Origin of the sequence: Streptomyces coacervatus, from assembly GCF_029223485.1 — a bacterium.
Classification (GTDB): domain Bacteria; phylum Actinomycetota; class Actinomycetes; order Streptomycetales; family Streptomycetaceae; genus Streptomyces; species Streptomyces coacervatus.
This window is the reverse complement of record NZ_JARHTP010000002.1, coordinates 443,208-465,636: the sequence shown is the minus strand read 5'-3', so window position 1 is coordinate 465,636 and position 22,429 is coordinate 443,208. Positions and strand designations below refer to the sequence as shown.

Annotated in this window: 21 protein-coding genes and 2 pseudogenes; 14 read left to right on the top strand and 9 right to left on the bottom strand. The window is 70.4% G+C overall.

Translation table 11 applies throughout. The annotated features are described in order from the left end of the window. Nucleotides 1-79: 79 nt before the first annotated feature. The 3 genes from P2Q00_RS05905 (at nucleotide 80) to P2Q00_RS05895 (ending at nucleotide 3,419) form a co-directional block, all read left to right on the top strand. Nucleotides 80-1,216 carry a PLP-dependent cysteine synthase family protein gene (locus P2Q00_RS05905; protein WP_275770253.1) on the top strand — a complete coding sequence of 379 codons (1,137 nt, stop codon included), beginning with the start codon at nucleotides 80-82 and terminating at the stop codon, nucleotides 1,214-1,216. Then, nucleotides 1,213-2,454, top strand: coding sequence for an MFS transporter (locus P2Q00_RS05900; RefSeq protein WP_275770251.1), 1,242 nt, complete (start codon nucleotides 1,213-1,215; stop codon nucleotides 2,452-2,454). The genes P2Q00_RS05905 and P2Q00_RS05900 overlap by 4 nt, the downstream gene beginning before the upstream one ends. Nucleotides 2,455-2,798: 344 nt before the next feature. Then, complete coding sequence (locus tag P2Q00_RS05895; RefSeq protein WP_275770249.1) at nucleotides 2,799-3,419, top strand: cytochrome P450; 621 nt, start codon at nucleotides 2,799-2,801, stop codon at nucleotides 3,417-3,419. Nucleotides 3,420-3,452: 33 nt separating this feature from the next. Here the strand turns inward: P2Q00_RS05895 and P2Q00_RS05890 are convergent, their stop codons facing one another. Continuing rightward, nucleotides 3,453-4,223 carry a class II aldolase/adducin family protein gene (locus P2Q00_RS05890; protein ID WP_275770247.1) on the bottom strand — a complete coding sequence of 257 codons (771 nt, stop codon included), beginning with the start codon at nucleotides 4,221-4,223 and terminating at the stop codon, nucleotides 3,453-3,455. A gap of 62 nt (nucleotides 4,224-4,285) precedes the next feature. Beyond that, nucleotides 4,286-5,746 (bottom strand): sodium:solute symporter family protein, encoded by a 1,461-nt coding sequence (locus tag P2Q00_RS05885; protein ID WP_275770245.1) that lies wholly within the window; start codon nucleotides 5,744-5,746, stop codon nucleotides 4,286-4,288. Between the two features lie 114 nt (nucleotides 5,747-5,860). Here P2Q00_RS05885 and P2Q00_RS05880 point away from each other — a divergent pair, with 114 nt between their 5' ends. The 4 genes and pseudogenes from P2Q00_RS05880 to P2Q00_RS05865 all read left to right on the top strand — a co-directional run bounded on the left by P2Q00_RS05880 (nucleotide 5,861) and on the right by P2Q00_RS05865 (nucleotide 9,094). Beyond that, a complete protein-coding gene (locus P2Q00_RS05880) occupies nucleotides 5,861-7,522 on the top strand; it encodes a PucR family transcriptional regulator ligand-binding domain-containing protein (protein WP_275770243.1) in 1,662 nt (553 codons plus the stop codon). 23 nt (nucleotides 7,523-7,545) lie between these two features. Next, complete coding sequence (locus P2Q00_RS51080; protein WP_275770241.1) at nucleotides 7,546-7,785, top strand: sensor histidine kinase; 240 nt, start codon at nucleotides 7,546-7,548, stop codon at nucleotides 7,783-7,785. After that, a pseudogene (locus tag P2Q00_RS05870) lies at nucleotides 7,782-8,437 on the top strand (response regulator). The gene P2Q00_RS51080 and the pseudogene P2Q00_RS05870 overlap by 4 nt, the downstream one beginning before the upstream one ends. A 216-nt stretch (nucleotides 8,438-8,653) precedes the next feature. Then, nucleotides 8,654-9,094, top strand: a complete 441-nt coding sequence (locus tag P2Q00_RS05865) for a VOC family protein (RefSeq protein WP_275770240.1) — start codon at nucleotides 8,654-8,656, stop codon at nucleotides 9,092-9,094. A 25-nt stretch (nucleotides 9,095-9,119) separates the two neighbouring features. Here P2Q00_RS05865 and P2Q00_RS05860 read toward each other — a convergent pair. The 7 genes and pseudogenes from P2Q00_RS05860 to rho form a co-directional block, all read right to left on the bottom strand. Continuing rightward, nucleotides 9,120-9,245 (bottom strand): annotated as a pseudogene (locus P2Q00_RS05860) (oxidoreductase); the annotation flags it as partial. A gap of 40 nt (nucleotides 9,246-9,285) precedes the next feature. Then, nucleotides 9,286-10,275 carry a zinc-dependent alcohol dehydrogenase family protein gene (locus P2Q00_RS05855; RefSeq protein ID WP_275770238.1) on the bottom strand — a complete coding sequence of 330 codons (990 nt, stop codon included), beginning with the start codon at nucleotides 10,273-10,275 and terminating at the stop codon, nucleotides 9,286-9,288. Continuing rightward, on the bottom strand, nucleotides 10,272-11,084 hold the full coding sequence (locus P2Q00_RS05850) for a carbohydrate ABC transporter permease (protein ID WP_275770237.1): 813 nt from the start codon (nucleotides 11,082-11,084) through the stop codon (nucleotides 10,272-10,274). Before P2Q00_RS05850 ends, P2Q00_RS05855 begins: the two co-directional genes overlap by 4 nt. After that, on the bottom strand, nucleotides 11,081-12,040 hold the full coding sequence (locus P2Q00_RS05845) for a carbohydrate ABC transporter permease (RefSeq protein ID WP_275770236.1): 960 nt from the start codon (nucleotides 12,038-12,040) through the stop codon (nucleotides 11,081-11,083). Before P2Q00_RS05845 ends, P2Q00_RS05850 begins: the two co-directional genes overlap by 4 nt. Before the next feature lie 77 nt (nucleotides 12,041-12,117). Next, nucleotides 12,118-13,476: an ABC transporter substrate-binding protein gene (locus P2Q00_RS05840; protein WP_275770235.1), complete on the bottom strand. Its 1,359-nt coding sequence runs from the start codon at nucleotides 13,474-13,476 to the stop codon at nucleotides 12,118-12,120. Between the two features lie 82 nt (nucleotides 13,477-13,558). After that, a complete protein-coding gene (locus P2Q00_RS05835) occupies nucleotides 13,559-14,320 on the bottom strand; it encodes a DeoR/GlpR family DNA-binding transcription regulator (protein ID WP_275770234.1) in 762 nt (253 codons plus the stop codon). A gap of 294 nt (nucleotides 14,321-14,614) precedes the next feature. After that, a complete protein-coding gene (rho, locus tag P2Q00_RS05830) occupies nucleotides 14,615-15,757 on the bottom strand; it encodes a transcription termination factor Rho (protein ID WP_275770232.1) in 1,143 nt (380 codons plus the stop codon). A gap of 503 nt (nucleotides 15,758-16,260) precedes the next feature. On the opposite strand from rho, the gene P2Q00_RS05825 reads away from it, so the two are divergent. The 7 genes from P2Q00_RS05825 (at nucleotide 16,261) to P2Q00_RS05795 (ending at nucleotide 22,344) form a co-directional block, all read left to right on the top strand. After that, on the top strand, nucleotides 16,261-17,184 hold the full coding sequence (locus tag P2Q00_RS05825) for a zinc-binding dehydrogenase (protein ID WP_275770231.1): 924 nt from the start codon (nucleotides 16,261-16,263) through the stop codon (nucleotides 17,182-17,184). Nucleotides 17,185-17,321: 137 nt separating this feature from the next. Further along, nucleotides 17,322-18,092, top strand: coding sequence for an SDR family NAD(P)-dependent oxidoreductase (locus P2Q00_RS05820; protein WP_275770229.1), 771 nt, complete (start codon nucleotides 17,322-17,324; stop codon nucleotides 18,090-18,092). 6 nt (nucleotides 18,093-18,098) lie between these two features. After that, nucleotides 18,099-18,512 carry a VOC family protein gene (locus P2Q00_RS05815; RefSeq protein WP_275770227.1) on the top strand — a complete coding sequence of 138 codons (414 nt, stop codon included), beginning with the start codon at nucleotides 18,099-18,101 and terminating at the stop codon, nucleotides 18,510-18,512. An 11-nt stretch (nucleotides 18,513-18,523) separates the two neighbouring features. Further along, complete coding sequence (locus tag P2Q00_RS05810; RefSeq protein ID WP_275770225.1) at nucleotides 18,524-20,056, top strand: MFS transporter; 1,533 nt, start codon at nucleotides 18,524-18,526, stop codon at nucleotides 20,054-20,056. A 123-nt stretch (nucleotides 20,057-20,179) separates the two neighbouring features. Then, nucleotides 20,180-20,680, top strand: a complete 501-nt coding sequence (locus tag P2Q00_RS05805) for a winged helix-turn-helix transcriptional regulator (protein WP_275770223.1) — start codon at nucleotides 20,180-20,182, stop codon at nucleotides 20,678-20,680. Between the two features lie 96 nt (nucleotides 20,681-20,776). Beyond that, the gene (locus P2Q00_RS05800; RefSeq protein WP_275770221.1) at nucleotides 20,777-21,286 is read left to right on the top strand and encodes an SRPBCC family protein; all 510 of its coding nucleotides are present in this window, start codon (nucleotides 20,777-20,779) and stop codon (nucleotides 21,284-21,286) included. Next, nucleotides 21,286-22,344: an LLM class flavin-dependent oxidoreductase gene (locus tag P2Q00_RS05795; protein WP_275770220.1), complete on the top strand. Its 1,059-nt coding sequence runs from the start codon at nucleotides 21,286-21,288 to the stop codon at nucleotides 22,342-22,344. Before P2Q00_RS05800 ends, P2Q00_RS05795 begins: the two co-directional genes overlap by 1 nt. Nucleotides 22,345-22,429: the final 85 nt, after the last annotated feature.

Below are 22,429 nucleotides of genomic sequence, written 5' to 3'. Positions count from 1 at the left end.
CGGTCCGGCGTGCCCGCGCGCCCCTGCACCGCCAGCACCGCGCCCACCTGACCGGTGGGCGTGAAGGAGCCGTACGTTCATGGATCCCTTCCTGCTCGAATCCCTCGCCCCTGTGGGGGCCGACGCTCCCGTCTCCCCGATCGCCCGCCGTCCGGCCCACCTGGTGGGCAACACCCCGATCCTGTGGATCGACGAGCCGTTCGCCCCGCCGGGCCGGGGCTTCCACGCGAAGCTGGAAGGCGCCAACCCCGGCGGCATCAAGGACCGCCCCGGCCTGCACATGATCCGCGAGGCGCGGCGCCGCGGCGACCTCGCGCCGGGTGCGCCGATCGTCGAGTCCTCCAGCGGCACCCTCGGCCTCGGACTCGCCCTGGCCGGGCTGACGTACGGCCATCCGGTCACCGTCGTCACCGACCAAGGCATGGAGGTGTCGATGTTCCGGCTGCTCACCGCACTTGGCGCACACGTGGACCAGGTGGCCGCACCGCATCCCGACGGCGGCTGGCAGCAGGCCCGTCGCGAGCGGGTCGCCGAACTGCTGGGCGGCGCCCCGGGCGCGTACTGCCCGGACCAGTACCACAACCCCGACAACACGGCCGCCTACCGGCCGCTGGCCGCCGAGCTCCTCGCCCAACTCGGCCGTATCGACGTCCTGGTCGCGGCCGTGGGTACGGGCGGGCACTCGGCCGGCATCGCGGCAGGACTGCGCGAGCGCTGCCCCGGGCTGAGGCTGATCGGGGTGGACGCGGTCGGCTCGACCATCTTCGGCCAACCCGCCGGGCCACGCCTCATGCGGGGTCTCGGCTCGAGCATCCACCCTTCCAACGTCGACTACCAAGCCTTCACCGAGGTGCACTGGGTGGCCCCGGCAGAGGCGGTCTGGGCCTGCCGGCAACTGGCCCGTCGTCACTACGCGTCCGGCGGCTGGAGCGTCGGGGCGGTGGCGCTGGTGGCCGGTTGGGCGGCCCGGACCTATCCCGCCGGAACCCGGATCGCCGCCGTCTTCCCGGACGGGCCGCACCGCTACCTGGAGACCATCTACAACGACGCCTGGTGCCGCGAACACGGCCTGCTCGGCTCTGAACCTCCGCCGCAGCCCGACGAGATCGCCGAGCCGGACGAATGCGTGGTGACCGGTTGGACGCGGTGCAGCCGGGTCCGGGATCCGCTGGGCCGCGAGACAGCAACGAAGTCGGCGAAGGCGGGCACGCGATGAGAACGCTGCGGGCCCGGACGGCCTCCTTCGAGCGCCCTGCCCGGCTGTTGATGGTGAACCAGTTCGCCATCAACCTGGGCTTCTACATGCTGATGCCCTATCTGGCCGATCACCTGGCCCACGGCCTCGGACTCGCGGCCTGGGCCGTCGGGCTGGTGCTCGGGGTCCGCAATCTCTCCCAGCAGGGCATGTTCCTCGTCGGCGGCACTCTCGCCGACCGCTACGGCTGCAAGCCGATGATCCTGGCCGGATGCGCCCTGCGGACGGTCGCCTTCGGGCTGCTCGCGGTGGCCGGAAGCCTGCCGGTCCTGATCGCGGCCTCGGCGCTGACGGGGCTGGCCGGGGCGCTGTTCAACCCGGCCGTGCGTGCGTACCTTGCGGCGGAGGCCGGTGAAGAGCGGCGCGTCGAAGCCTTCGCCGCCTTCAACGTCTTCTACCAGGCGGGCATCCTCGTCGGCCCACTCGCCGGACTCGCCCTGCTGGCCTGGGACTTCAGCGCGGTGTGCGCGGTCGCCGCGCTGATCTTCGGCGCCCTGGCCGTGCTCCAGTTTGGTGCGCTGCCTGCCCGACCACCGGCCGGCCGCAGCGCGGAACCGGCCTGGCGGGCGGTCGCTGCCGACTGGCGCACCATCGCCGCCAACCGGCCCTTCCTCCTCTTCGCCGCCGCCATGTCGGGCTCGTACGTCCTGGCCTTCCAGGTCTACCTCGCCCTTCCCCTCCGCGCCCGCGAACTCTTCGGTGAGCGGACCGGGGTGGTGACGGGCGGGGTCTTCGCCGTCTCGGCCCTGGCCGCGCTGTCGGGGCAGCTGAAACTGACGGCGTGGGCGAAGCAGCACCTGCCGGGGCCGCGGGCCATCGTGTACGGCCTGGTGGTGATGGGCGCGGCCTTCCTGCCCCTGCTGCCCACGTCGTACGGCGCCGTGGCCGGGGTGACCGCGCTGACGCTCTGTGCGGCGCTGCTGGCGTGGGGCGGGGCGCTGCTCTACCCCTTCGAGATGGACACCGTCGTACGGCTTTCCGGTGACCGGCTGGTCGCGACGTACTACGGCGCCTACAACACCGCCTCCGGCATCGCGATCTCGCTCGGGAACCTGGCCGTCGGGACCCTGTTCGACATGGGCGTGCACTGGCTGCCGTGGGCGGCGCTGGCCGCCACCGGATTCGTCTGCGCGGGGCTGGTGGCGCGGCTGCACCGTGCCGGATACCTGGCACCGCGGCCGGTTCCGGTACCCGGATGAGGTGACGTGCAGGGCGGCACCGAGGAGGAAGCGAAGCCCCCAGGCTTGCCGTCGACCGACAGGTTTCCTTAGCGTTTCACGTGTGAGTAGCGCGACTGTACGAGGAGGCAATCTCCCGGCGACCTTCACCACGTTCGTGGGCAGGCGGCGGGAGCTGGCGGAGATCCGCCGTCGCCTCGGCGCGGCCGGACGATGAGGGCGGTCGTGGTCGGCGGCTCCCTCGCCGGGGTGACCGCCGTGGACGAGCTGCGACGTCAGGGCTGGGACGGAGAGATCACCCTCGTCGGCGAGGAGCCGCGGCCTGCCCGCGCACGGCAGCCTCGGTCCCCAAGGTCGAGGCCCTGATGGGCTACCTCGCCGAGATCGTGGCCAAGGACGACCTCGTCCCGGGCGGATTCGGCTCGACCCTGCTGGAGGCCCACAAGGCGGGCCGGATCCCCGTCGAGAGAGCGATCGGCCTGCTCGCGGGCTATGTGGTGGCCGCCTTCGACACCACCATCAGCGCGATCTCCAGCGGTATGTGGCTGTTCGCCCGCCACCCCGACCAGTGGGAACTCCTGCGCGCCGACCCGTCGTTGGTGCCCTCCGCGTTCCACGAGATCGTCCGCATCGAAAGCCCCATCCAGGTCTTCTCCCGCGTCACGACCCACGAGGCGGACCTAGGCGAGGGCGTCGTGATCCCGCCCGGCGCCCGCGTCCTGCACAGCTACGGTGCCGCCAACCGCGACGAGCGCCACTTCCCCGACCCGGACCGCTTCGACGTCCGCCGCAACCCCGTCGACCATCTCGGCTTCGGCCACGGCAACCACGCCTGCGCGGGCCAGGGCCTCGCCCGTCTCGAAGTGCACGCCGTGCTCAGGGCCCTGGCCGCCCGTGTACGACGCATCGAACCGACCGGCGAGCCGTTCCGCGCCCTCAACAACATCACCCGCGGCTTTCGGAGCCTGCCGCTGACCGTCAGCTGATGGGGTGCATGCCTCCCGAGGTCACCTCAGCCCTCATTCCTTGTAGTCAGGGGCGACGCGTTCCACGAGTCGCAGCAGCGCCGACCAGGCCAGGTCGTACGCCTTGTCGTCCTGAAGGTCGGAGCCGTGGGCCTCGCCGGCCAGCTGGTGTGCGGTGAGCTCGCAGACCTCGGGGGAGGGGAGGACGAGCTTCGCGCCGCCGGCGGTGGCCGTCGTCTGGATCTCGCAGGCCTTGTCCAGGTAGTACATGCGCAGGAACGCCTGGGCGGGGGTCTCGCCCACCGTCAGGAGGCCGTGGTTGCGCAGGAGCAGCGCCGGGTGGTCGCCGAGGTCCGCGACGAGCCGCTGCTGCTCGGCGAGATTGAGGGCGACGCCCTCGTAGGCGTGGTGGCCGAGCCTGCCGTAGAACTCCATGGAGATCTGGTTGAGCGGGAGCAGAGCTTCTTCCTGGGCCGCGACCGCGCAGCCCGCCCGGGTGTGGGTGTGCAGGACGCAGTGCGCGTCGGGGCGGGCGGCGTGGATCGCGCTGTGGATGACGAAGCCCGCGGGGTTGACGGGGTGCGGAGTCTCCTCGACGGGGTTGCCGCCGAGGTCGATCTTGACCAGGTTGGAGGCGGTGATCTCCTCGAAGAGCAGGCCGTAGGGGTTGATCAGGAAGTGGTGCTCCGGGCCGGGGAGCCGGACCGAGATATGCGTGAAGATCAGGTCGGTCATCCGGAAGTGCGCCACGAGGCGGTAGACCGCGGCGAGTTCGCGGCGCAGCCGCAGTTCCTCTGCGGGGCCGGTCGGGGTGGGGGCGGGCATCGGGGTCCTTCCCGGGAGTACGGGCACGTGCGGGTGCGGGTGGGTGGAGAACGGGGCGTGGGTCAGGCCGCGCTGAGTTCGGGGGCCGTGGCCGTCGATGCCGGTGCCGGCTCGCCCGCGAGTCGGCGCCGCCAGGCCTCGACGACCGAATCCTCCGTCGGCCGGGTCAGAAGGCTGACGGTCACATAGGCGACGAGGCCGGCGAGCAGTCCGTAGTAGATCGGCTCATTGGCGAGCAGGCCGTCGGTCACCATCAGGACGATCACCGTCGTACCGCCCGCGATCATCGAGGACAGCGCGCCGGGCAGGTTTCCGCGCCGCCAGACCAGACCGCCGAGGATCGGCACCAGCAGACCGCCGACGAGGAGGTTGTAGGCGACGGTGAGCGCCTCGATGACGTCCCCGAGGACGCAGGCGATCACCATGGAGGCCAGGCCGAGGACCGCGATGGCAAGGCGGTTGGAGCCGATCTCGTCGTGGTCCTGCGCCGGCGTACGGCGGCGCAGCCGGGCCCAGATGTCGTTGTTCGCCACGGTCGCGGAGGCGATCAGGGCGCCGCTGGCGGTGGACATCATCGCGGACAGGGCGGCGGCCAGGACCAGTCCTCGGACGCCGGTCGGCAGGGCGTGCTTGACGATGGTGGCGAACGCCTGGTCGGCGGCGGCCAGGTTCGGGTAGAGGGACTTCGTCGCCATGCCGATGAACGCGCCGGCCAGGGCGTAGACCAGGCAGTAGAGGCCGGCGACCGTGCCGCCCCAGGAGGCGACCCTGTCGCTGCGGGCGGTGAAGACGCGCTGCCAGATGTCCTGTCCGATGAGCATGCCGAAGGTGTAGATCAGCACGAAGGTGAAGATGGTCTGCCCGCCGATGGAGGTGGGGGAGAGGTAGCCGTGCGGCAGCCGGTCGGCCATGGCGGCGAAGCCGCCCGCCTTGACCACCGCGATCGGCAGCAGCAGGACGAGCACGCCGATGCTCTTCACGACGAACTGCACCATGTCGGTGAGCGTGATGGACCACATGCCGCCGAGCGCCGAGTAGCCGACGACGATCGTGCCGCCGACGACCACGGCTACCCAGCGCGGCACGTCGAAGAGGACGTCGAAGACGCTGGCATACGCGATCGTCGAGGTCACCGCCAGCATCAGGGTGTAGATCCACATGACGACGCCGGAGATCACGCTGGCCGCGTCGCCGTAGCGCAGGGAGAGCATCTCGGCGACCGTGTAGACGCGCAGCCGGGCGATCCGGGCGGAGAAGAAGACGCTCAGCGCCAGCAGGCCGAGGCCGATGGCGCCGACCATGGCGGCACCCGAGACGCCGTAGGTGTAGCCGAGGCGCACACCGCCGATCGTGGAGGCGCCGCCGAGGACGACGGCGGCCATCGTGCCGGTGTACATGAGGGGGCCGAGACGGCGGCCGGCGACCAGGAAGTCGCTCTTGGAGGCGGCACGCCGCTTGCCCCACCAGCCGACGCCGATGATGCCGAGCAGGTATGCGGCCATGACGAGGTAGTCGACGGTCATGGAGTCCTCCGGGAAGGGGGGAGGGAGCGGAAAGGGGGGAGGGGGGTGACATGACCGTAGCCACGGGGTGTACTGGTGCTGAAGTGCCGCTTCTGTCCAATATGGAGATGCCCGTTGGATGAATCCGACAGCGGAGAGCTGCCGTCCGTGCCGCTCGCAGTGTTGCTCGCCGCGCCGGGCCTCGGCCTCACCCAGGTCGCGGGCCCCCAGGCGGGAGACCGTCCGGTCAGCACGGTGGGCACCACGGAGATCGAGGACCCCACGCCCTATCTCGCAGGCGGCGAACTGCTCCTGACCGCGGGGGTACGGCTCCCCGAAGACGCGGCAGGCGTCGACACCTACGTACGGCGAGTCGCCGCCGCCGGGGTCGCCGCGCTCGGCTTCGGTGTCGCCCCCGTGCACCCCGAGGTGCCGCCCGAGCTCGTGCGCGCCTGCGACCGCCACGGCCTGCCGCTCCTGCGCCTGCCGCCGGCCACGCCCTTCGTCGCCGTGGGACAGGCCACCTACGCGGCGATCGCCGAGACCCGCAACCGTGAGCTGCGGGAGATCTCCCGGGCGCAGTCCACACTCGCCTCGGCGGCCGCCCGCCCTGACGCCCTCCGGGCCGTTCTGGGCCAGCTCGCCGCCCACACCGGGGCCTGGTCGGTCCTGTACGACGCCCAGGGCACCGAACTCTTCTCCGCAGGTCCCCGTCCGGCGTCTCCCGCCGCCCCGGGGCTCCTCCGGGCTCTGACCGTACGAACGCTGCTGCGCGGCAGGCGTCCGACGGCGGCAGCCGCTCACCACCCGGCAAGTGCCCACCCGGATCAGGGGTGCGATCCCGGCCACGATCTCCACCTGACCGTCCACACCCTCCCCGGTGCGGACGGCGCCACCACCGCGCTGGCCCTCGGGCAGGCCGCCGCCACGGCCCCCACCGTCGTGCACCGCCAGGTGACCGGCACGGCGACGGTCCTGCTGGCCCTGCTCACCAGCCCGCGGCACGCCCTGAGCGCCGACACCGACAGCATCGGCGCGCTGGTACGGCTCATGCTGGGGGCCACGCCCGCCGAGGTCGCGCCCGCCCTCGTGCCCGCCGGCGGGACGAGGGGCCGGCACTGGACCGTGGTGCACGGCCGACACCTGCCCACACGGTCCGCGCCGGCGCCGCAGACCGGCGGTGACCCTGCTCAACTCGCCGCGCTGGGCACCCTGTTGGGCACCCCGTACGTGCACATGGACGGCCCTCACCTGAAGGCACTGGTTCCCAGCGCCCCCGACGCCCGGCCGAGCGTCCCTGCCCAGGCGGCCGACCTCGGCTGGGTACTCGGCTTCAGCGCACCCGCGGCCGCGGCCGACCTGCCGCATGCCGACACACAGGCCGAACGCGCCCTGCAGCGCGCGATCGCCGCCGGGGCACCCGCCGTCGTCCACACGCCCGAGGCCCTCACCGTCCACGGGCTCGTCTCACCGGCCGACGCCCGCGAACTCGCCCGCACCCGCTTCGCCCCCCTGGACCGGGCGGGGGCACCAGGGGCCCCGGTCCTCCTCGACACCCTGCGAACCTGGCTGACCCTCCACGGCAGTTGGGACCGCACCGCAGCAACCTTGCAGGTGCACCGCAACACCGTCCGCCACCGCCTGGCACGGGTCACCGACCTCCTCGACGCCGACCTCCAGGACCCCGGCGTCCGCATGGAACTCTGGTTCGCCCTGCAGTGGCTGCCGGGGGAGCCGGCGGACGCCGAGCGCACGCGCCGGCATTCCGATCCCCCTACCCAAGGGTCCCCCCACTAGACAGGAAGCCCATCAGTCAGGCCTTGTTGCAGGTCACGCACGAGGCGGTTCGCGTCGCCGTCGAGGACACCGGCCCGTCCCACGACGAGACGGCACACCGCGGCACGAGCGGCGGGGGCCAGGGTCTGGTCGGCATGCGTGAGCGCGCGGCACTCTACGGCGGCCACCTCGACGCCGGCCCCAACACCCGCGGCGGCTGGACCGTCCGCGCTCTCCTCATCGCCACCCCGCCGCACACGACCACGGAGCAGCGCCCGGAATGACCACCGTCCTCATCGTCGACGACCAGACCCTTCAGCGCCTCCGCTTCGGCATGATCCTGGAACAGCACTCCGACATGACCGAGGTGGGCGAAGCAGCCGATGGCGCCGAAGCGGTCCGCAGACCGCCGAACTACAGCCGGACGTCGTCCTGATGGACGTCCGCATGCCCGGCATGGACGGCATCGAGGCCACCCGTCGCATCGCGCAGTCCGGCACTCGCTCCCGCGTCCTGGTCCTGACCACCTTCGACCTGGACGAGCATGCCTACGACGCGCTGCGCGCCGGAGCCAGCGGCTTCCTCCTCAAGCATGTCCAGCCCGCCGAACTGGTCGTCGGCATCCGCGCGGTGGCGGCCGGAGACGCGGTGATCTCACCGGGCCTGACCCGCAAGCTCATCGACACCTTCTCCGACCGCCTGCGCGGCCACACACCTGCCGAGGAAGGCCGCCTGGCCGCCCTCACCGAGCGCGAACGCGAGGTCCTCACCGCGATCGCCTCCGGACTGAGCAACGCCGAGATCGCCGCCCGACTCTTCGTCGCCGAAACGACCGTCAAGTCGCACGTCAGCAGGATCCTCACCAAAATCGGCGTCCGGGACCGCGTCCAAGCGGTGATCTTCGTGTACGACACCGGACTGGTCCGGCCGGTCTGACAGTGCGGGCTCGCGCGAGGGACTCCGGCGACGGCACCGAGATCGGCAATCGGCCGACATCATTGGGCGCACACTCGGCCGGCACATCGACCATGTCGAACTCTCGGTCGACGACCGGTCCCGCCGAGGACGATGTCGAGAACGGCCTGGCGGCTGCGTCTCAGTTGCGGATGCGGCCACCGTGGCCGCACCGCACCCTGCCAAGGAGGCTGACCAATGTCGATTCAGCGGATGGACAACGTCCTCATCGTTGTCGACGACCTTGACGCCGTTATTTCGTTCTTCGTCGAACTCGGCATGGAACTGGAGGGCAAGGCGCCGATCGAGGGACGTTGGGTGGAGCGTGTCATCGGGCTCAGCGACGTCCGACAGGACGTCGCAATGCTGCGGACCCCGGACGGCCACGGCCGAATCGAGCTGGCGAAGTTCCACGAGCCGAAGGCGATCAGCGTCGAGCCGAAGGACGCACCGACGAACACGCTGGGCATTCGGCGCATCATGTTCGCCGTCGACGACATCGAGGACGTCGTCGCCCGGCTGCGTACGCACGGCGCCGAACTCGTCGGCGAGCTGGCGCAGTACGAGAACAGCTACCGACTCTGCTACGTCCGCGGCCCCGAGGGCATCGTCGTCGGACTGGCCGAGCAGCTCGGCTGAATGCCCGCCCCGAACTCGAGTCGGGTCAGTTCTGGGCGGTGGGTGGGACGACGATCTCGCTGACGTCGACGGTTGCAGGCTGCTCGATGGCGAACGCGATGGCCCGGGCGATCGCCTCCGGCGGGATCGCGATCCGGTCCCGCGTCGCGGTGAATTGGGTGCGGCGGGCGGAGGCCGCACCCGGCGAAGGGTCAGGGCAGCACGACGATCTTCCTCCCCTGGCCGGCTGCGAACTGGTCCAGTGCCTGCGGGTATTGAGTCAGCGGCAGGCGGTGGCTGATGAAGACCTGGGGATCGAGCACTCCGACGGCGAAGAGTTCGGCCGCGCGCTCGTAGCTGTGCAGGACGGCCATGGAGCCGGTGATGGTGATCTCCTGGTTGTAGATGCGGTACGGCGAGATGGTGGCCGTCGTCGCGTAGTCGGAGACTCCGAACTGCAGGAAGGTGCCGGCCTTGGCGACCCGGTCCAGGCCGTCCTGGATGGCGGCGGCGTTGCCGGTGGCGTCGACGACCACGTCCCAGCCGACCGGCCGCCCCAACTCGTCCGCCGAGGGCGCCGCTTGGGAACAGCCCAGCTTCTCGGCGGTGGCCAGCCGCTCGGGGTTGATGTCGACGACGTCCACCGAGGCGGCGCCGGTGCGCTTGGCGAGCTCCAGCATCATCAGGCCCATGGTGCCGCTGCCGTAGATCAGCACGTGGGAGCCGAGCCTGCTGTTGAGCACGTCGTAGCCGCGCACGGCGCAGGACAGCGGCTCGATCAGGGCCGCGTCCTGGACGTCCACGTGATCGGGCAGCCGTACGCAGTTGGCGACGGGTGCCACGGCGTATTCGGCGGCGCCGCCGGCGCGGGTCACGCCGATCGCCTGCCAGCGGTCGCAGAGGTTGTTGCGTCCGGCTCGGCAGTAGCGGCACTCGTTGCAGTACAGCGAGGGGTCGACGGCGACCCGGTCACCGAGGGCGAGTTCGGTGACCTCGCTGCCGAGGCCCACGACCTCGCCGGCGAACTCGTGGCCCGGTACGACCGGCAGAGTTGGTGCGAACTCGCCCTGGAGGATGTGCAGATCGGTCCCGCACAGTCCGCAGGCCGCCACGTCGACGACGACCTCGCGCGGCCCGGGGGTGGGGTCGGGCACCGTGGTCACGGTGACCTTGCCGGGGGCTTCGATGACGGCGGCTTTCACTTGACTGCTCCTAGGGACAGGCCGCGGACGAGTTTGTCCTGGGCGGCGAAGCCGGCGATGAGCACCGGTAGGGAGACGAGGGTGGCGGCGGCGCAGAGCCGGGCGAGGAAGAGGCCTTCGCTGGTGATGAAGCCGACGAGGAAGACGGGTGCGGTGGAGGCGTTGGTGGCGGTGAGGTTGACGGCGAACATGAATTCGTTCCAGCTGAAGATGAAGCAGATCAGGGAGGTGGCGGCGAGGCCGGGCATGGCGACCGGGGCGACGATGCGCAGCAGCACGGTGGGCAGTCCGGCGCCGTCGACCTCGGCGGCTTCGAGGATTTCCCTGGGGACCTCGGCGAGGAAGGAGCGCATCATCCAGACCGCGATGGGGAGGTTCATGGCGGTGTAGAGGACGATCAGGGTCCAGACGTTGTCCAGCATCCCGGCGTCCTTGACGATCAGGTAGACCGGCAGCAGGGCCGCGATGGCGGGCAGGAATTTGGTGGACAGGAAGAAGAACATCACGTCGGTCCACTTCGTGACCGGCTTGATGGACAGCGCGTAGGCCGCCGGGACCGCCAGGGCGAGCACCAGCAGCGTCGAAATGATGCTGGCCATGGCCGAGTTGAGGAGGTAGGGGGTGATGTCGCGGCTGAAGAGCAGCTTGTACTGGTCGAGGGTGACGGGGGCCAGCAGGCTGGGTGGGTTGGTGGCGGCGTCGGCCTCCTGGTGGAAGGAGGTGAGGACCATCCAGGCGACCGGGGCGAAGAAGGCCAGGGTGGCCAGCCAGGCCACGAAGGTCCACAGCGGGGTCAGGCGGGCGGTCATCGGGCCACCTCCTCGCGGAAGAGGGAGGCGATGGTGCGCAGGGCGAAGGTCGCGATGACGATGGCGCCGAGCACGACGACGACTCCGGCGGCGGCTGCCTGGCCGTATTCGTATTTGCGGAACATGGTCAGGTAGATCTCGTAGGGCAGGTTGGTGGTCTGGGAGCCGGGGCCGCCCTGGGTGATGGTGTAGACGGCGTCGAAGGTCTGCACGACGTAGATGGTGCCGAGCAGGACGCCCAGTTCGATGTACTGGCGCAGGTGCGGCAGCGTGATGTGGCGGAAGGTGGCCATGGCCGACGCCCCGTCCATCTTGGCCGCCTCTAGGACGTCCCCGGGCTGGGCCTGTAGGCCGGCCAGCAGGATCAGCATCATGAACGGGGTCCACTGCCACACCAGCGAGAGCACGACGGCGGGCATGGGGTAGGTGGAAACCCAGTCGACGGTGGGGCCGTTGGCGGCGCCGAACAGTCGCCATACGGCGTTCAGGGTGCCGTTGAGCAGGCCGTAGTCGGGGTTGTAGATCGCGTGCTTCCACAGCAGGGCGGCGGCGACCGGCATGACCAGGAACGGCGCGATGAGCATCGTCCGCGCCAGGCCGCGGCCGGCGAACCGCCGGTCCAGCAGCATCGCCAGGCCGAGGCCGAGGACCACGCTGACGACGACCACGGATGCGGTGAGGACGGCGGTGTTGAGCACCGCGGTGCGCAGGCGTTCGTCGGTGAAGACGAACGTGAAGTTGGACAGGCCGACGAAGTGCCTCTCGCCCGGCTTGAGGATGTTCCACTGCAGGGTGGAGATCACGATCGTGGCCACGAACGGCAGTTGGGTGACGATGATCGTGAAGATCAGTGCCGGCAGCAGCGGAATGCGGCGCTTCCACTTGTCGGCGCCGGTGGAAGTGCGCAGGCGACTGGGTGGTGATGCTGTTTTGGGCGGTGCGGTGAGTGTGGTCATGGATGGTTCCTCTGCCGGGACGGCCGGGGTGGGGAAGTGGTGCCCGGCCGGAGGGAGGGCCGGCCGGGCGGTGACGGTCACTTCTGGTAGTTCTTGGCGACCTGTTCGGCGAGCTTCTGGCCGTCGTTGAGGGCCTTGTCGACGCTGGTCTTGCCGGCGATGGCGGCGGAGATCTCCTGGGTGACCTTGGTGCCCAGGTCCTGGAACTCGGGGATGGCCACGTACTGGACGCCCACGGTCGGCCGCGGCTGGAGGCCGGGGTTGGCCGGGTCGGCGCCCTGGATCGACTTCAGCGTGAGGTCACCGAACGACCGGGCGGCCTTCCGGTATTGCGGGATGGCGTAGGTGCTGGCTCGCTTGCCGGCCGGGACGCGCGCCCAACCGAGCTTCGCGCCGACGAGGTTCTCGTACTTCTTGCTGGAGGCCCACAGCATGAACTTAGAGGCGGCGTCGGCGTTCTTGGTGGTCTTGGGCATGGCCCAGGCCCAAGACCACAGCCAGCCGCTGCTCTTGGTGGCGACGGTGGGAGCGTAGGCGTAGCCGACATGCCCGGCGATCTTGCTGGAGGCGGGGTCTTCCAGGGATCCGGCGGCGCTGGTGGCGTCGTACCACATGGCGACCTTCTTCTGGCTCATCGCGTTGAGGCACTCGGTGAAGCCGGACTGGGCGGCCCCGGCCTCGCCGTGCTTGCGCACGAGGTCGACGTAGAAGTTGGTGGCCTTGGTGAAGGCGGGGCTGTCGACCTGGGCCTTCCAGTCCTTGGTGAACCAGGTCCCGCCGAAGGTGTTCACCACCGACGTGAGCGGCGCGCCGAGTTCGCCCCAGCCGGCAAGTCCCCGCAGGCAGATGCCGCGCATGCCGGGTTCGGCGCCGTCGACCTTGGCGGCGATGTCGGCGATCTGCTGCCAGGTGGGGTGCTCGGGCACGGTGATGCCCTTCGCCTGCATGACGTCCTTGTTGTACATGAGGAAGGACGACTCGCCGTAGAAGGGCAGGGCGTAGAGCTTGCCGTCGGTGCCGGACAGCGAGGTGACGATGGGCTTGAGCAGGTCGGCCTTGTCGAAGCTGGTGTCTTTGTCGGCGTAGGAGCCGAGTTCGTGCAGCCAGCCGTTCTTGGTCCAGATGGGGACCTCGTAGGCGCCGATGGTGGCGACGTCGTACTGGCCGGCCTGGGTGGCGATGTCCTGGGTGACCTTGTCGCGCAGCTCGTTCTCGGGCAGCACCGTGAAGTTGACCTTGATGCCGGTGTCCTTGGTGAAGGTGCTCTTGGTCAGCTTCTGGATGTCCTCCATCTGCGGGTTGCCGACCATCAGCACGTTGATGGACTTGCCGCCGCCACCGGAGCTCGAGGAACCCCCCGCCCCGCTGCAGGCGACCAGCAGCGAGCCCGCCGCCGTGGCCGTGGCGAGGACGTGGATCATTCTCCGTGTACGCATGACTGACTCCAGGAGTGTTCGAGGGCATGGGAAACCAGGCCCCGGCCTTGCGGGATGGGATCTATGGGGGGCGGACTGCGGCTCAGGCCTGGATGACCTGGGGACCCAGCAGTGCGTAGCGGCGGGCCTCGGAACTGTGCAGTCCCGTGTCGGTGACGATGGCCTCGAAGTCCGTGACCTGCGCGAAGCGGCAGAAGCTCACGGCACCGAATTTCGTGTGGACGCCGGAGAACACCCGGCGTTTGGCGACTCGCACGGCCTCGGCCTTCAGCGCGCTGACCGTGGGATCGGGGGTGGTGAGGCCGTACTCGCGGGAGATGCCGTTCGCGCCGACGTACGCCAGGTCGATGGCGAAGCCGGCCAGCATGCGGGTGGCCCAGTGGTCGACGGTGGCCAGCGTCCCGCCGCGCACCCGGCCACCGAGCAGCAGCACGTGGAAGTTCTCGGCGGATGCCAGGGCGCCCGCGGTCGACAGGGAGGACGTGACCACGGTCAGTGGCCGGTCGCGGGGGAGGGCGGCGGCGATGAGCTGGGGGGTGTAGCCCTCGTCGATGTAGACGGTTTCGGCGTCCCCGAGGAGTTCGGCCGCGGCGGCCGCGATCCGGGACTTCTCGGGGACGTGCATGGTGGTCCGGACGGCCAGCGTGGTCTCGAAGCCCGCGCTCTCCACGGGATGGGCACCACCGTGCGTGCGCCGGACCAGCCCGTGCCTCTCCAACAGGTTCAGATCTCGCCGCACGGTCTCCTTGGAGACCTCGAGTTCGGCGGCGAGCTGTCCGACGTCCACGGTTCCGTCACGGCGTGCCGTATCCAGGATTCCGCGTCTTCGTTCCTCGGCGTCCACGGCGACACCTCCGTTTCACGGCTCCGCAATTTGTGCCCGAGTGGGCGGCATTCCGGAGCCCGGCCCGTTCGGGCTCTGGTGGCCAAATTTGTACAAGCGGATTGCCGTTACTGACCAGGCTCGTCGTAGCGAAGTTCGTGACCGAATATGCCCGCTTTTACGGTGCTGGTCCCCTGGTCGGTGCGGTGGAGCGCCCCAGGAGTGGGCAAGGGGGTGCCTGCTTGCCGACCGAAATGTGCCCGGTCGATGCCCGTTTGGTCCCGCGGGTGATCCCTGGGAGGCGCTCGGACCGTGTCACTCGGCAGGCAGCGTCGGCTGGATGCGGCGCAGGAACGTCGCGTTGTCGGGGGTGTCCCGCATGCGTTCCAGCAGGGTTTCCAGGCCGGCCTGGCCGTCCCGGGTCTGCAGGGCGCGGCGCAGGCCGCGTACGGCGGTCAACTCGGCCGGGGGCAGGAGGAGTTCCTCGCGGCGGGTGCCGGACGGGTTGATGTCGACGGCCGGGAAGACGCGGCGGGCAGCGAGATCGCGGCTGAGGCGGAGCTCCATGTTGCCGGTGCTCTTGAGCTCCTCGAAGAAGTAGTCGTCGGCGCGGGAGCCGGTCTCGACCAGCGCGGTGGCGAGGATCGTGAGCGAGCCGCCCTCCTCGGCGAGCCGGGCGGCGCCGAAGAACCGCTTGGGTCCCAGCAGCGCGGTCGCGTCGACGCCGCCGCTCAGCGTGCGGCCACCGGCGGCGGCCGCGTTGTTGTGCGCGCGGCACAGCCGGGTCAGCGAGTCGAGCAGGATGACGACGTCCTCGCCGGCCTCGACGAGCCGCTTGGCCCGTTCGATGACGAGCTCGGCGAGCGCGATGTGCTGCTTGGCGGCCTTGTCGAAGGTCGAGGCGTACACCTCGCCGCGCACGGAGCGCCGCATGTCGGTGACTTCCTCGGGGCGTTCGTCGAGCAGCACCACCATCAGGCGGCACTCGGGGTGGTTGCCGGCGACGGCGGCCGCGATCTGCTGCAGCAGCACGGTCTTGCCGGTCTTGGGCGGGGCCACGAGCAGGCCTCGCTGGCCCTTGCCGACGGGGGCGATCAGGTCGGCGACGCGCCCGGTCAGCCCAGCCGCCGGGTGTTCCAGGCGGAGCCGGTCACGCGGGTGCAGCGGCGTGAGGTCGCGGAAGTGACGGCGGCCGCGAAGTTCGTCGGGCGTGCGCCCGTCGACCCGTACGACCTCGGTCAGGGCGCGCCGGCCGTCGCGTACGCCTTCGACGAGGTCGCCCTTGCGCAGGCCGTGACGGCGGATCAGCGCGGGGGAGACCGAGAGGTCGGAGGGCGAGGGCAGCAGGCTCTCGGCGCGCAAATGCCCCTTCCCGCTCGCGTCGATGTCGAGGACACCGGTGGCGACCTGGGTCGTGGGCTCTTGCTTGGCAGGGGGGTGTTCGAGAGTGGTGGTCATGGTGGTCGGTCCTTTCGAGGACGGATGGCATGAGACATGCGGAAGGAAGGGGTGGGACGCCGCGGACGGAAGGCGGACAGAGCGCCTTCGGCGGCGGGAACAGCACCTCGGGGTACGGCACAGCCGTGACGGTCACGAGGCGGTGCTGGAAAGCCGGTGCGCCGACCGGGAAACGGTGGCGATGCGGCGTACTGACTGATGAGGAACTGGCACCGGCGCCCTCAACACGGGCGTACACAAGTGCTGGCAGGACCGTACCACAGGGGATACGGCGCCAAACCGCTCAGCGGGCGGCGAGGAAACCGTGCAGAGGCGGGAATCGCCGCTTCCGCGGGCTTCGGATGGTCGGTCCTGCAGGCAGCAACGCGTTGATGGCCTCCCTTATTCCGTGCGTCCGGTGGAACTCGACGAGATACCACCGGCTGCCCGGGCTCAGGCGGGAAGAACTCCGCATCGGTCACAGTTGGCGTGGGACGAGTGTCCGACGATGAGAAGGGCAAGTCATGCGCGCACTGATCGTGGACCCCGAGGCACCCGGACGGCTGCGCCTGGGGGAGGCCCCTGATCCGCGGCCCGAACCGGGCCAGGTCCTTGTCGAGGTCCGGCACACCTCGCTGAACGCGGCCGAGCTGTGGTTCGCGCAGCAGGCCGCGCTGGGTGAGGTGATCGGCTTCGATGCGGCCGGCGTCGTCGTGGATGCCGCGGCGGACGGCACCGGGCCGGCGGTGGGCAGCCGGGTCGTGGGATTCGGTGAGGGCGGTGGGTTCGGCGCGCTGCGCGCCATGGACGTGGCCGATGTCGCCGTGGTCCCGGACGGTGTCGACCTCGGCGAGGCGGCCGCGCTGCCGGTCGCCGCGGGCACCGCGCTGCGGGCGCTCGACCAGGCGGGGGCGCTGCTCGGCCGCCGGGTGCTGGTGACCGGTGCGTCCGGCGGGGTGGGCGGGTTCGCCGTGCAGCTCGCGGGGCTCGGCGGGGCGCATGTCATCGCGGTGGCCGGTTCCGAGGACGGGCGGCGGTGGGTTTCCGAGCTCGGGGCGGACGCGGTGGTGGGAGGGGTCGATGAGGTGACGGCGGGGGCGGTCGACGTGGTCATCGACACCGTGGGAGGCGACCAACTGGCCGCCGCCTACGGCCTGTTGGCTTCCGGCGGCAGTCTGCAGAGCATCGGTTGGGCCTCCGGGCGGGAGGCCGTGCTGCCCGTCGGGTCCACGCTGGGCAGCACGGCGCCCAAGGCGATCGTGTCGGTCTACAACGGCGGCGGACTCACCGACCGGCAGGCCCAGCTGGGGCGGCTGCTCGCCCTGGTGGCCGCCGGGAAGCTGCGCGTCCCGGTCGGCTGGCGCGGCCCCTGGGACAAGATCGCGGACGCGGTGGAGGCACTGAGCAGCCGCAGGCTGCGGGGCAAGGCAGTCCTCGACGTGAACTGAGTTCCGTCCGCCCCGCATACCAGCCATACGAACCCCCGATGGCCCTTCATCGACCTGTTTCTTGTTCCGGCCGGGGCCCCTACCTACGCTGCCACCACCGCACTTCGGCGGGCATGGGACAAGGGACTTGGGCAATCATGGGTCGACTGGCCGGGAAAATCGCTTTCATCAGTGGAACGGGGGCCGGAATAGGCCGGGCCGCGGCCCTGGTATTCGCTGCCGAAGGCGCCACCGTATTCGGCTGTGACATCGACGAGGACAGCGCCGCCGAAACCGTGGAAATGGTCGAGAAGGCCGGCGGAGTGATGAGCTCGCTCGCGCCCGTCGACCTGTCCACGGAGGCGGGCGCGCAGCGGTGGATCGACGCCGGGATCGAGGCCTTCGGCGGGATCGACATCCTCTACAACAACGCCTCCGCGCTGCGGAACGGCCCGTTCGAGACGATGCCGGCCGACGACTGGTACTTCACCATCAGGAACGAGCTGGACATCCCGTACTTCTGCTCCCGGGCCGCCTGGTCCCATCTGATCGCGCGCGGCGGCGGTGCCGTCCTCAACGTCGCGTCCGTGGCCGCCGTACGCGGAGCGCCGTTCATGCCGATGGTGCCGCACGGCGCCGCCAAGGGCGGGGTGCTGGCCATGAGCAAGCACCTGTGCGCAGCCGGCGCCCCGCACCGCATCCGCGTCAACACCATCGCCCCCGGCATGACCCGCACCTCGGCGACCGCGCCCTTCCTCGACGACCCGGACGGGCCAAGGGCCCGGCTGGAGGCGCGGATCCCGGTGGGACGGGTCGGTGAACCGGAGGACATCGCACGCGCCGCGGCCTTCCTGTGCTCCGACGAGGCCGCGTTCGTCAACGGCGCCAACCTCATGGTCGACGGCGGCGACAGCGCGATGGCGGGCTGAGCGGCCGTGCGCACACGACTGGACCACGTGGGCGTCAACGTACGCGACCTGGCCGCCCAAACCGCCTGGTACACAAAGGCGTTCGGGCTGACGTCCGTCTTCGAGTTCCACCTCGAAGGCCCCGGCCTGAGCGGCATCGTCCTGGCACACCCGCACGGCTGGCGCATCGAACTGCTCGCCAGACCCGGCTCCGCGCCCGGCCTCCGGGCGCCCGACCCGCTGACCGCCGCCCTCACCGAGGGATACGGGCACTTCGCGGTCACCACCCCCGAACTCGCCCCCGTCTACCAGGCCCTGGTGGCCCACGGAGCGGGCGAGGCCGTGCCGCCGGGGCCGTCCCCCGAGCCCGGTATCCGTATGGCCTGGGTCACCGACCCCGAGGGAAATCTCATCGAACTGATAGAGAAGAACGCAGAGTGAGGGCACGCACAATGACGGAATCGATCTCCTTGAAAAGGCTGGACCGTGGAACGCTCATAGCGTGCTGCCTCGCGGTCGCGGCGGCACAGTTGTGCATTACGGTGCCTTCCCCGATCAACGGCAATATTCAGGCCGCATTCGGGGCTTCCGGTTCCCAGGTGGCCTGGGTTACCTCCGCCTTCATTCTCCCCACCGCCATTCTCGAGCTGAATTTCGGCGTGGTCGGCGATCTGTTCGGGCGTAAGCGCCTGCTGGTGTTCGGCGGATTCGTTCTCGCGCTCGGCGAACTCCTCAACGCCACCTCCCAGAACGTCACCATGCTGTGGATCGGCCAGGCGCTGGCCGGTGTCGGCGCCGCCGCGCTCTTCCCCAGTTCCCTCGCGGTGATCGCGGCCGCCACCCCCGGGGAGAAGGACCGCGCGAAAGCCGTCTCGACCTGGGCGCTGAGTATCTCCCTCGCCTCGGCCGCGGGCCCCTTGTCCTCGGGCATCCTGGCCACCGTCGCCGACTTCCGCTGGGCGTTCGTACCGCCGGTCGTCCTCGGTCTCGCCGTCGGCGTCACCTGCTGGATCCTGGTCACCGACTCCAAGGCGCCCGAGGGTCGCACCCTGGACTGGCCGGGCCAGATCACCATCGCCGTCGGCCTCACCGCCCTGCTGTGGGGCATCATCGAGGGCGGCGACCGCGGCTGGAGCAGCCCCGCGATCGTCGGTTCGCTCTCCCTTGCCGCCGTCGCCCTGATCGGCTTCTTCCTCGCGGAGAAGCGGTCTGCGTCCCCGATGTTCAACCTGGACCTGCTGAAGATCCCGTCGTTCGCCGCCGCGGCCGTCGTCGCCCTGGCCGGGATGTTCGGGTTCATCGGCACCGCATACTGCGTCTCCATCCGTCTCGGTGCGGTGATGCACCTGAGCGCGCTGCGGGCGGGCATGCCGTTCGTGATCCTGCAGCTGATCCCGCTGCTGCTGGCGCCCGTGCTCAGCAAGATGCTCACCCGGGTGGAGCCGCGCCGGCTGCTGATGGGCGGGCTGCTGCCCATGGCCGCGGGCCAGTTCTGGATCGCCGCGCTGCCCATCACCACCACCTCGCTGGCCGCCTTCATCGGCCCGGTGCTGCTGCTGGGTGTCGGCTTCATCTGCGTCGTCTCCTCGCTGACCTCGGCCGCCGTCAACGCCGTACCGATCAGCATGACCGGCATGGCCAGCGGCGCCACCAGCCTGGTCCGCGAGTTCGGGCAGGCCCTCGGCCCGGCCGTGATCAGTACCGTCGCGATGAGCGCCGCGTCCTCGGTCCTGGTCGGCAAGCTCAGCGGCGCGGACGCCGGCATGGAGGCCGCCGCGGGCCCCCTCGCCGTCGTCAACGCCGGCAGCAACAGCGCCAAGGCCGCCGCCCAGACCGCCCTCGGCCACGGCATGGCCGTCGGCGTGGTGATCTGCGGCTGCGCCTCCCTGCTGGGCGCCCTGGTCACCCTGCTGCTGGTCCGCAAGAACACCGCACGCTCTGCGGTGGGCGCGGGCGAACCGACGGTACAGACAGCGTCGGCGTAGCAGCGGCAGGGACGGGGGAGAGGCCGGGGTCCAGGACCCTGGCCTCTCTTCATATGCGGGAGCCCTACGCGTCAGGTCGGCTGAAACCCTGGGTCTCATGATGAGACTGGCTATCGTGACGGCATGAAACGGACGTCGTTCTCGAACTGGCCGTGCTCCATCGCAAGAACCATGGACCTGCTGGGCGACGCATGGACGCCCCTCGTGCTGCGCGAGGCCTTCTACGGCATCCGCCGCTTCGACGAGTTCCGGCAGGAACTGGGCATCGCACGCAACACCCTGGCCGACCGCCTGCGCCTCCTGGTCGGCGAAGGCCTCCTGGAGAAGCGGCCCTACCAGGACGAACCCCTGCGCCACGACTACCTGTTGACCGAGAAGGGGCGGGACTTCTTCGGCGTGCTCGCCGCGATGTCCCGGTGGGGCGACCGGTGGCTGGCGGGGGAGGAGGGCGCCCCGATCGTCTTCCACCATCACGGTTGTGGTCACGATACCGAGGCCCAGGTGGTGTGCGCCGAGTGCCGGGAGCCGCTGCGGGCCGAGGACACCTCCATGCGGATGGGGCCCGGCTACCCGCAGAGGCTGAGGCAACGGCCGGACGTGCAGCGGCGGTTCGGTGCGGCCTGAAACCCCCGGATGCAGTGGAGCGGGGTCCTTGACACGGCGAGTCTCATAAAGCAACTCTGATGGTCAGACCCCTTAATGGCGAGGAGGCCGACCGGCGTGAGGTGGACGGGCGCGCACTACACCGACAAACCCACCGTCGAGGTGCGGACCTGGATCGACGCCCCGCCCGAGCGGGTGTGGGCGCTCGTGTCGGACGTCGGGCTGATGCCGGACCTGAGCGACGAACTCCAGTCGGTCGAATGGCTCGACGGCGCCACCGGGCCCGCGGTCGGCGCACGGTTCCTCGGGCGGAGCAGGCACGAGGCCCTCGGCGAGTGGAGTACCACCTCGTACGTCATCGAGTACGAGCCGGGCCATGTCTTCGCCTGGGCGGTGCAGGATCCCGCCGACCCCTCGGCGATCTGGCGCTTCCGCCTCCATGCCGCAGACGGCGGCACCGACCTGTCGGAGTGGATGCAGATGGGCCCCGGCCGTTCCGGACTGTGTGCGGCGATCGACCGGATGCCGGAGAAGGAACAGAAGATCGTGTTCGTACGGATGCGGGAGTTCGAGCACAACATGACCGCCACCCTGAAGCACATCAAGAAGCTGGCGGAGGCCGGGTGATGCGTACCGCGACCACGATCGAGGCCTCCGGCGGTGAACACTGGTCGGAACAGGCCGACTTCGTCGTGGAGGCCGAGAAGCTCGGACTGGACGTCTGCTGGGTCGCCGAGGCCTGGGGCTCCGACGCGCCCTCGGCCCTCGGCTATTACGCGGCGCTCACCGACCGGATGCTGCTGGGCTCCGGTGTCATCCAGGTCGGCACCCGCACCCCGGTGGCCGTCGCCCAGACCGCGATCACGCTGTCCAATCTCTCCGGCGGACGGTTCCTGCTCGGCCTCGGCGCCTCCGGTCCGCAGGTGATGGAGGGGCTGCACGGTGTCCCGTTCGCCCGGCCGCTGACCCGTGTGCGGGAGACTGTGGAGATCGTGCGCCGGGTGCTCGACGGAGGCAAACTCGCTTACTCCGGAAGGGAGTTCACCATTCCGCTGCCCGGCGGCGACGCGGTCCCGATGCGGCTGTCGATGCGGGCCGAGCACGACATCCCCGTCTACCTCGCCGCACTGTCACCGGCCATGCTCCGGCTGACCGGCGAGCTCGCAGACGGCTGGCTCGGCACCAGCTTCGTACCCGAGGGAGCGGCGGAAGCGTACTTCGCCCACCTCGACGAAGGCCTCGCCCTGCGCGGGCGCAGCCGCGCCGACCTGGACGTCTGCCAGGGCGCCGAGGTCGCCTTCGCCCCCGACGAGGAGGCACTCGGCGCGATGATCGCAGGCCGCAGGAAGGAACTGGCCTTCAGCCTCGGCGGCATGGGCTCCGCGTCGACCAACTTCTACAACAACGCCTACAGTCGCCAGGGCTGGGCCGACGTGGCCGCCGAGGTGCGCGAACGCTGGCAGGCGGGCGACCGCGACGGTGCGGCGGGCCTGGTCACCGACGAGATGGTGCTCGCTACGACGCTGATCGGCACGGAACCGATGGTGCGGCAGCGCCTGCGGGTGTGGCGCGACGCCGGCGTGAACACCGTACGTCTCTATCCGGCCGGGCAGACCCTGGACGACCGGCTCGCCACCCTGGGCCGGGCGATCGAGCTCGTACGGGAGGCCGACGTTCCCGAGTGAGCCCGTCCAGGGAACGGCTCGCCCGGGGTGTCGATTGCGGCGGTCCCCGTTCGTCGGTGGGGTGTAGGAAGCTCATGACGACCGG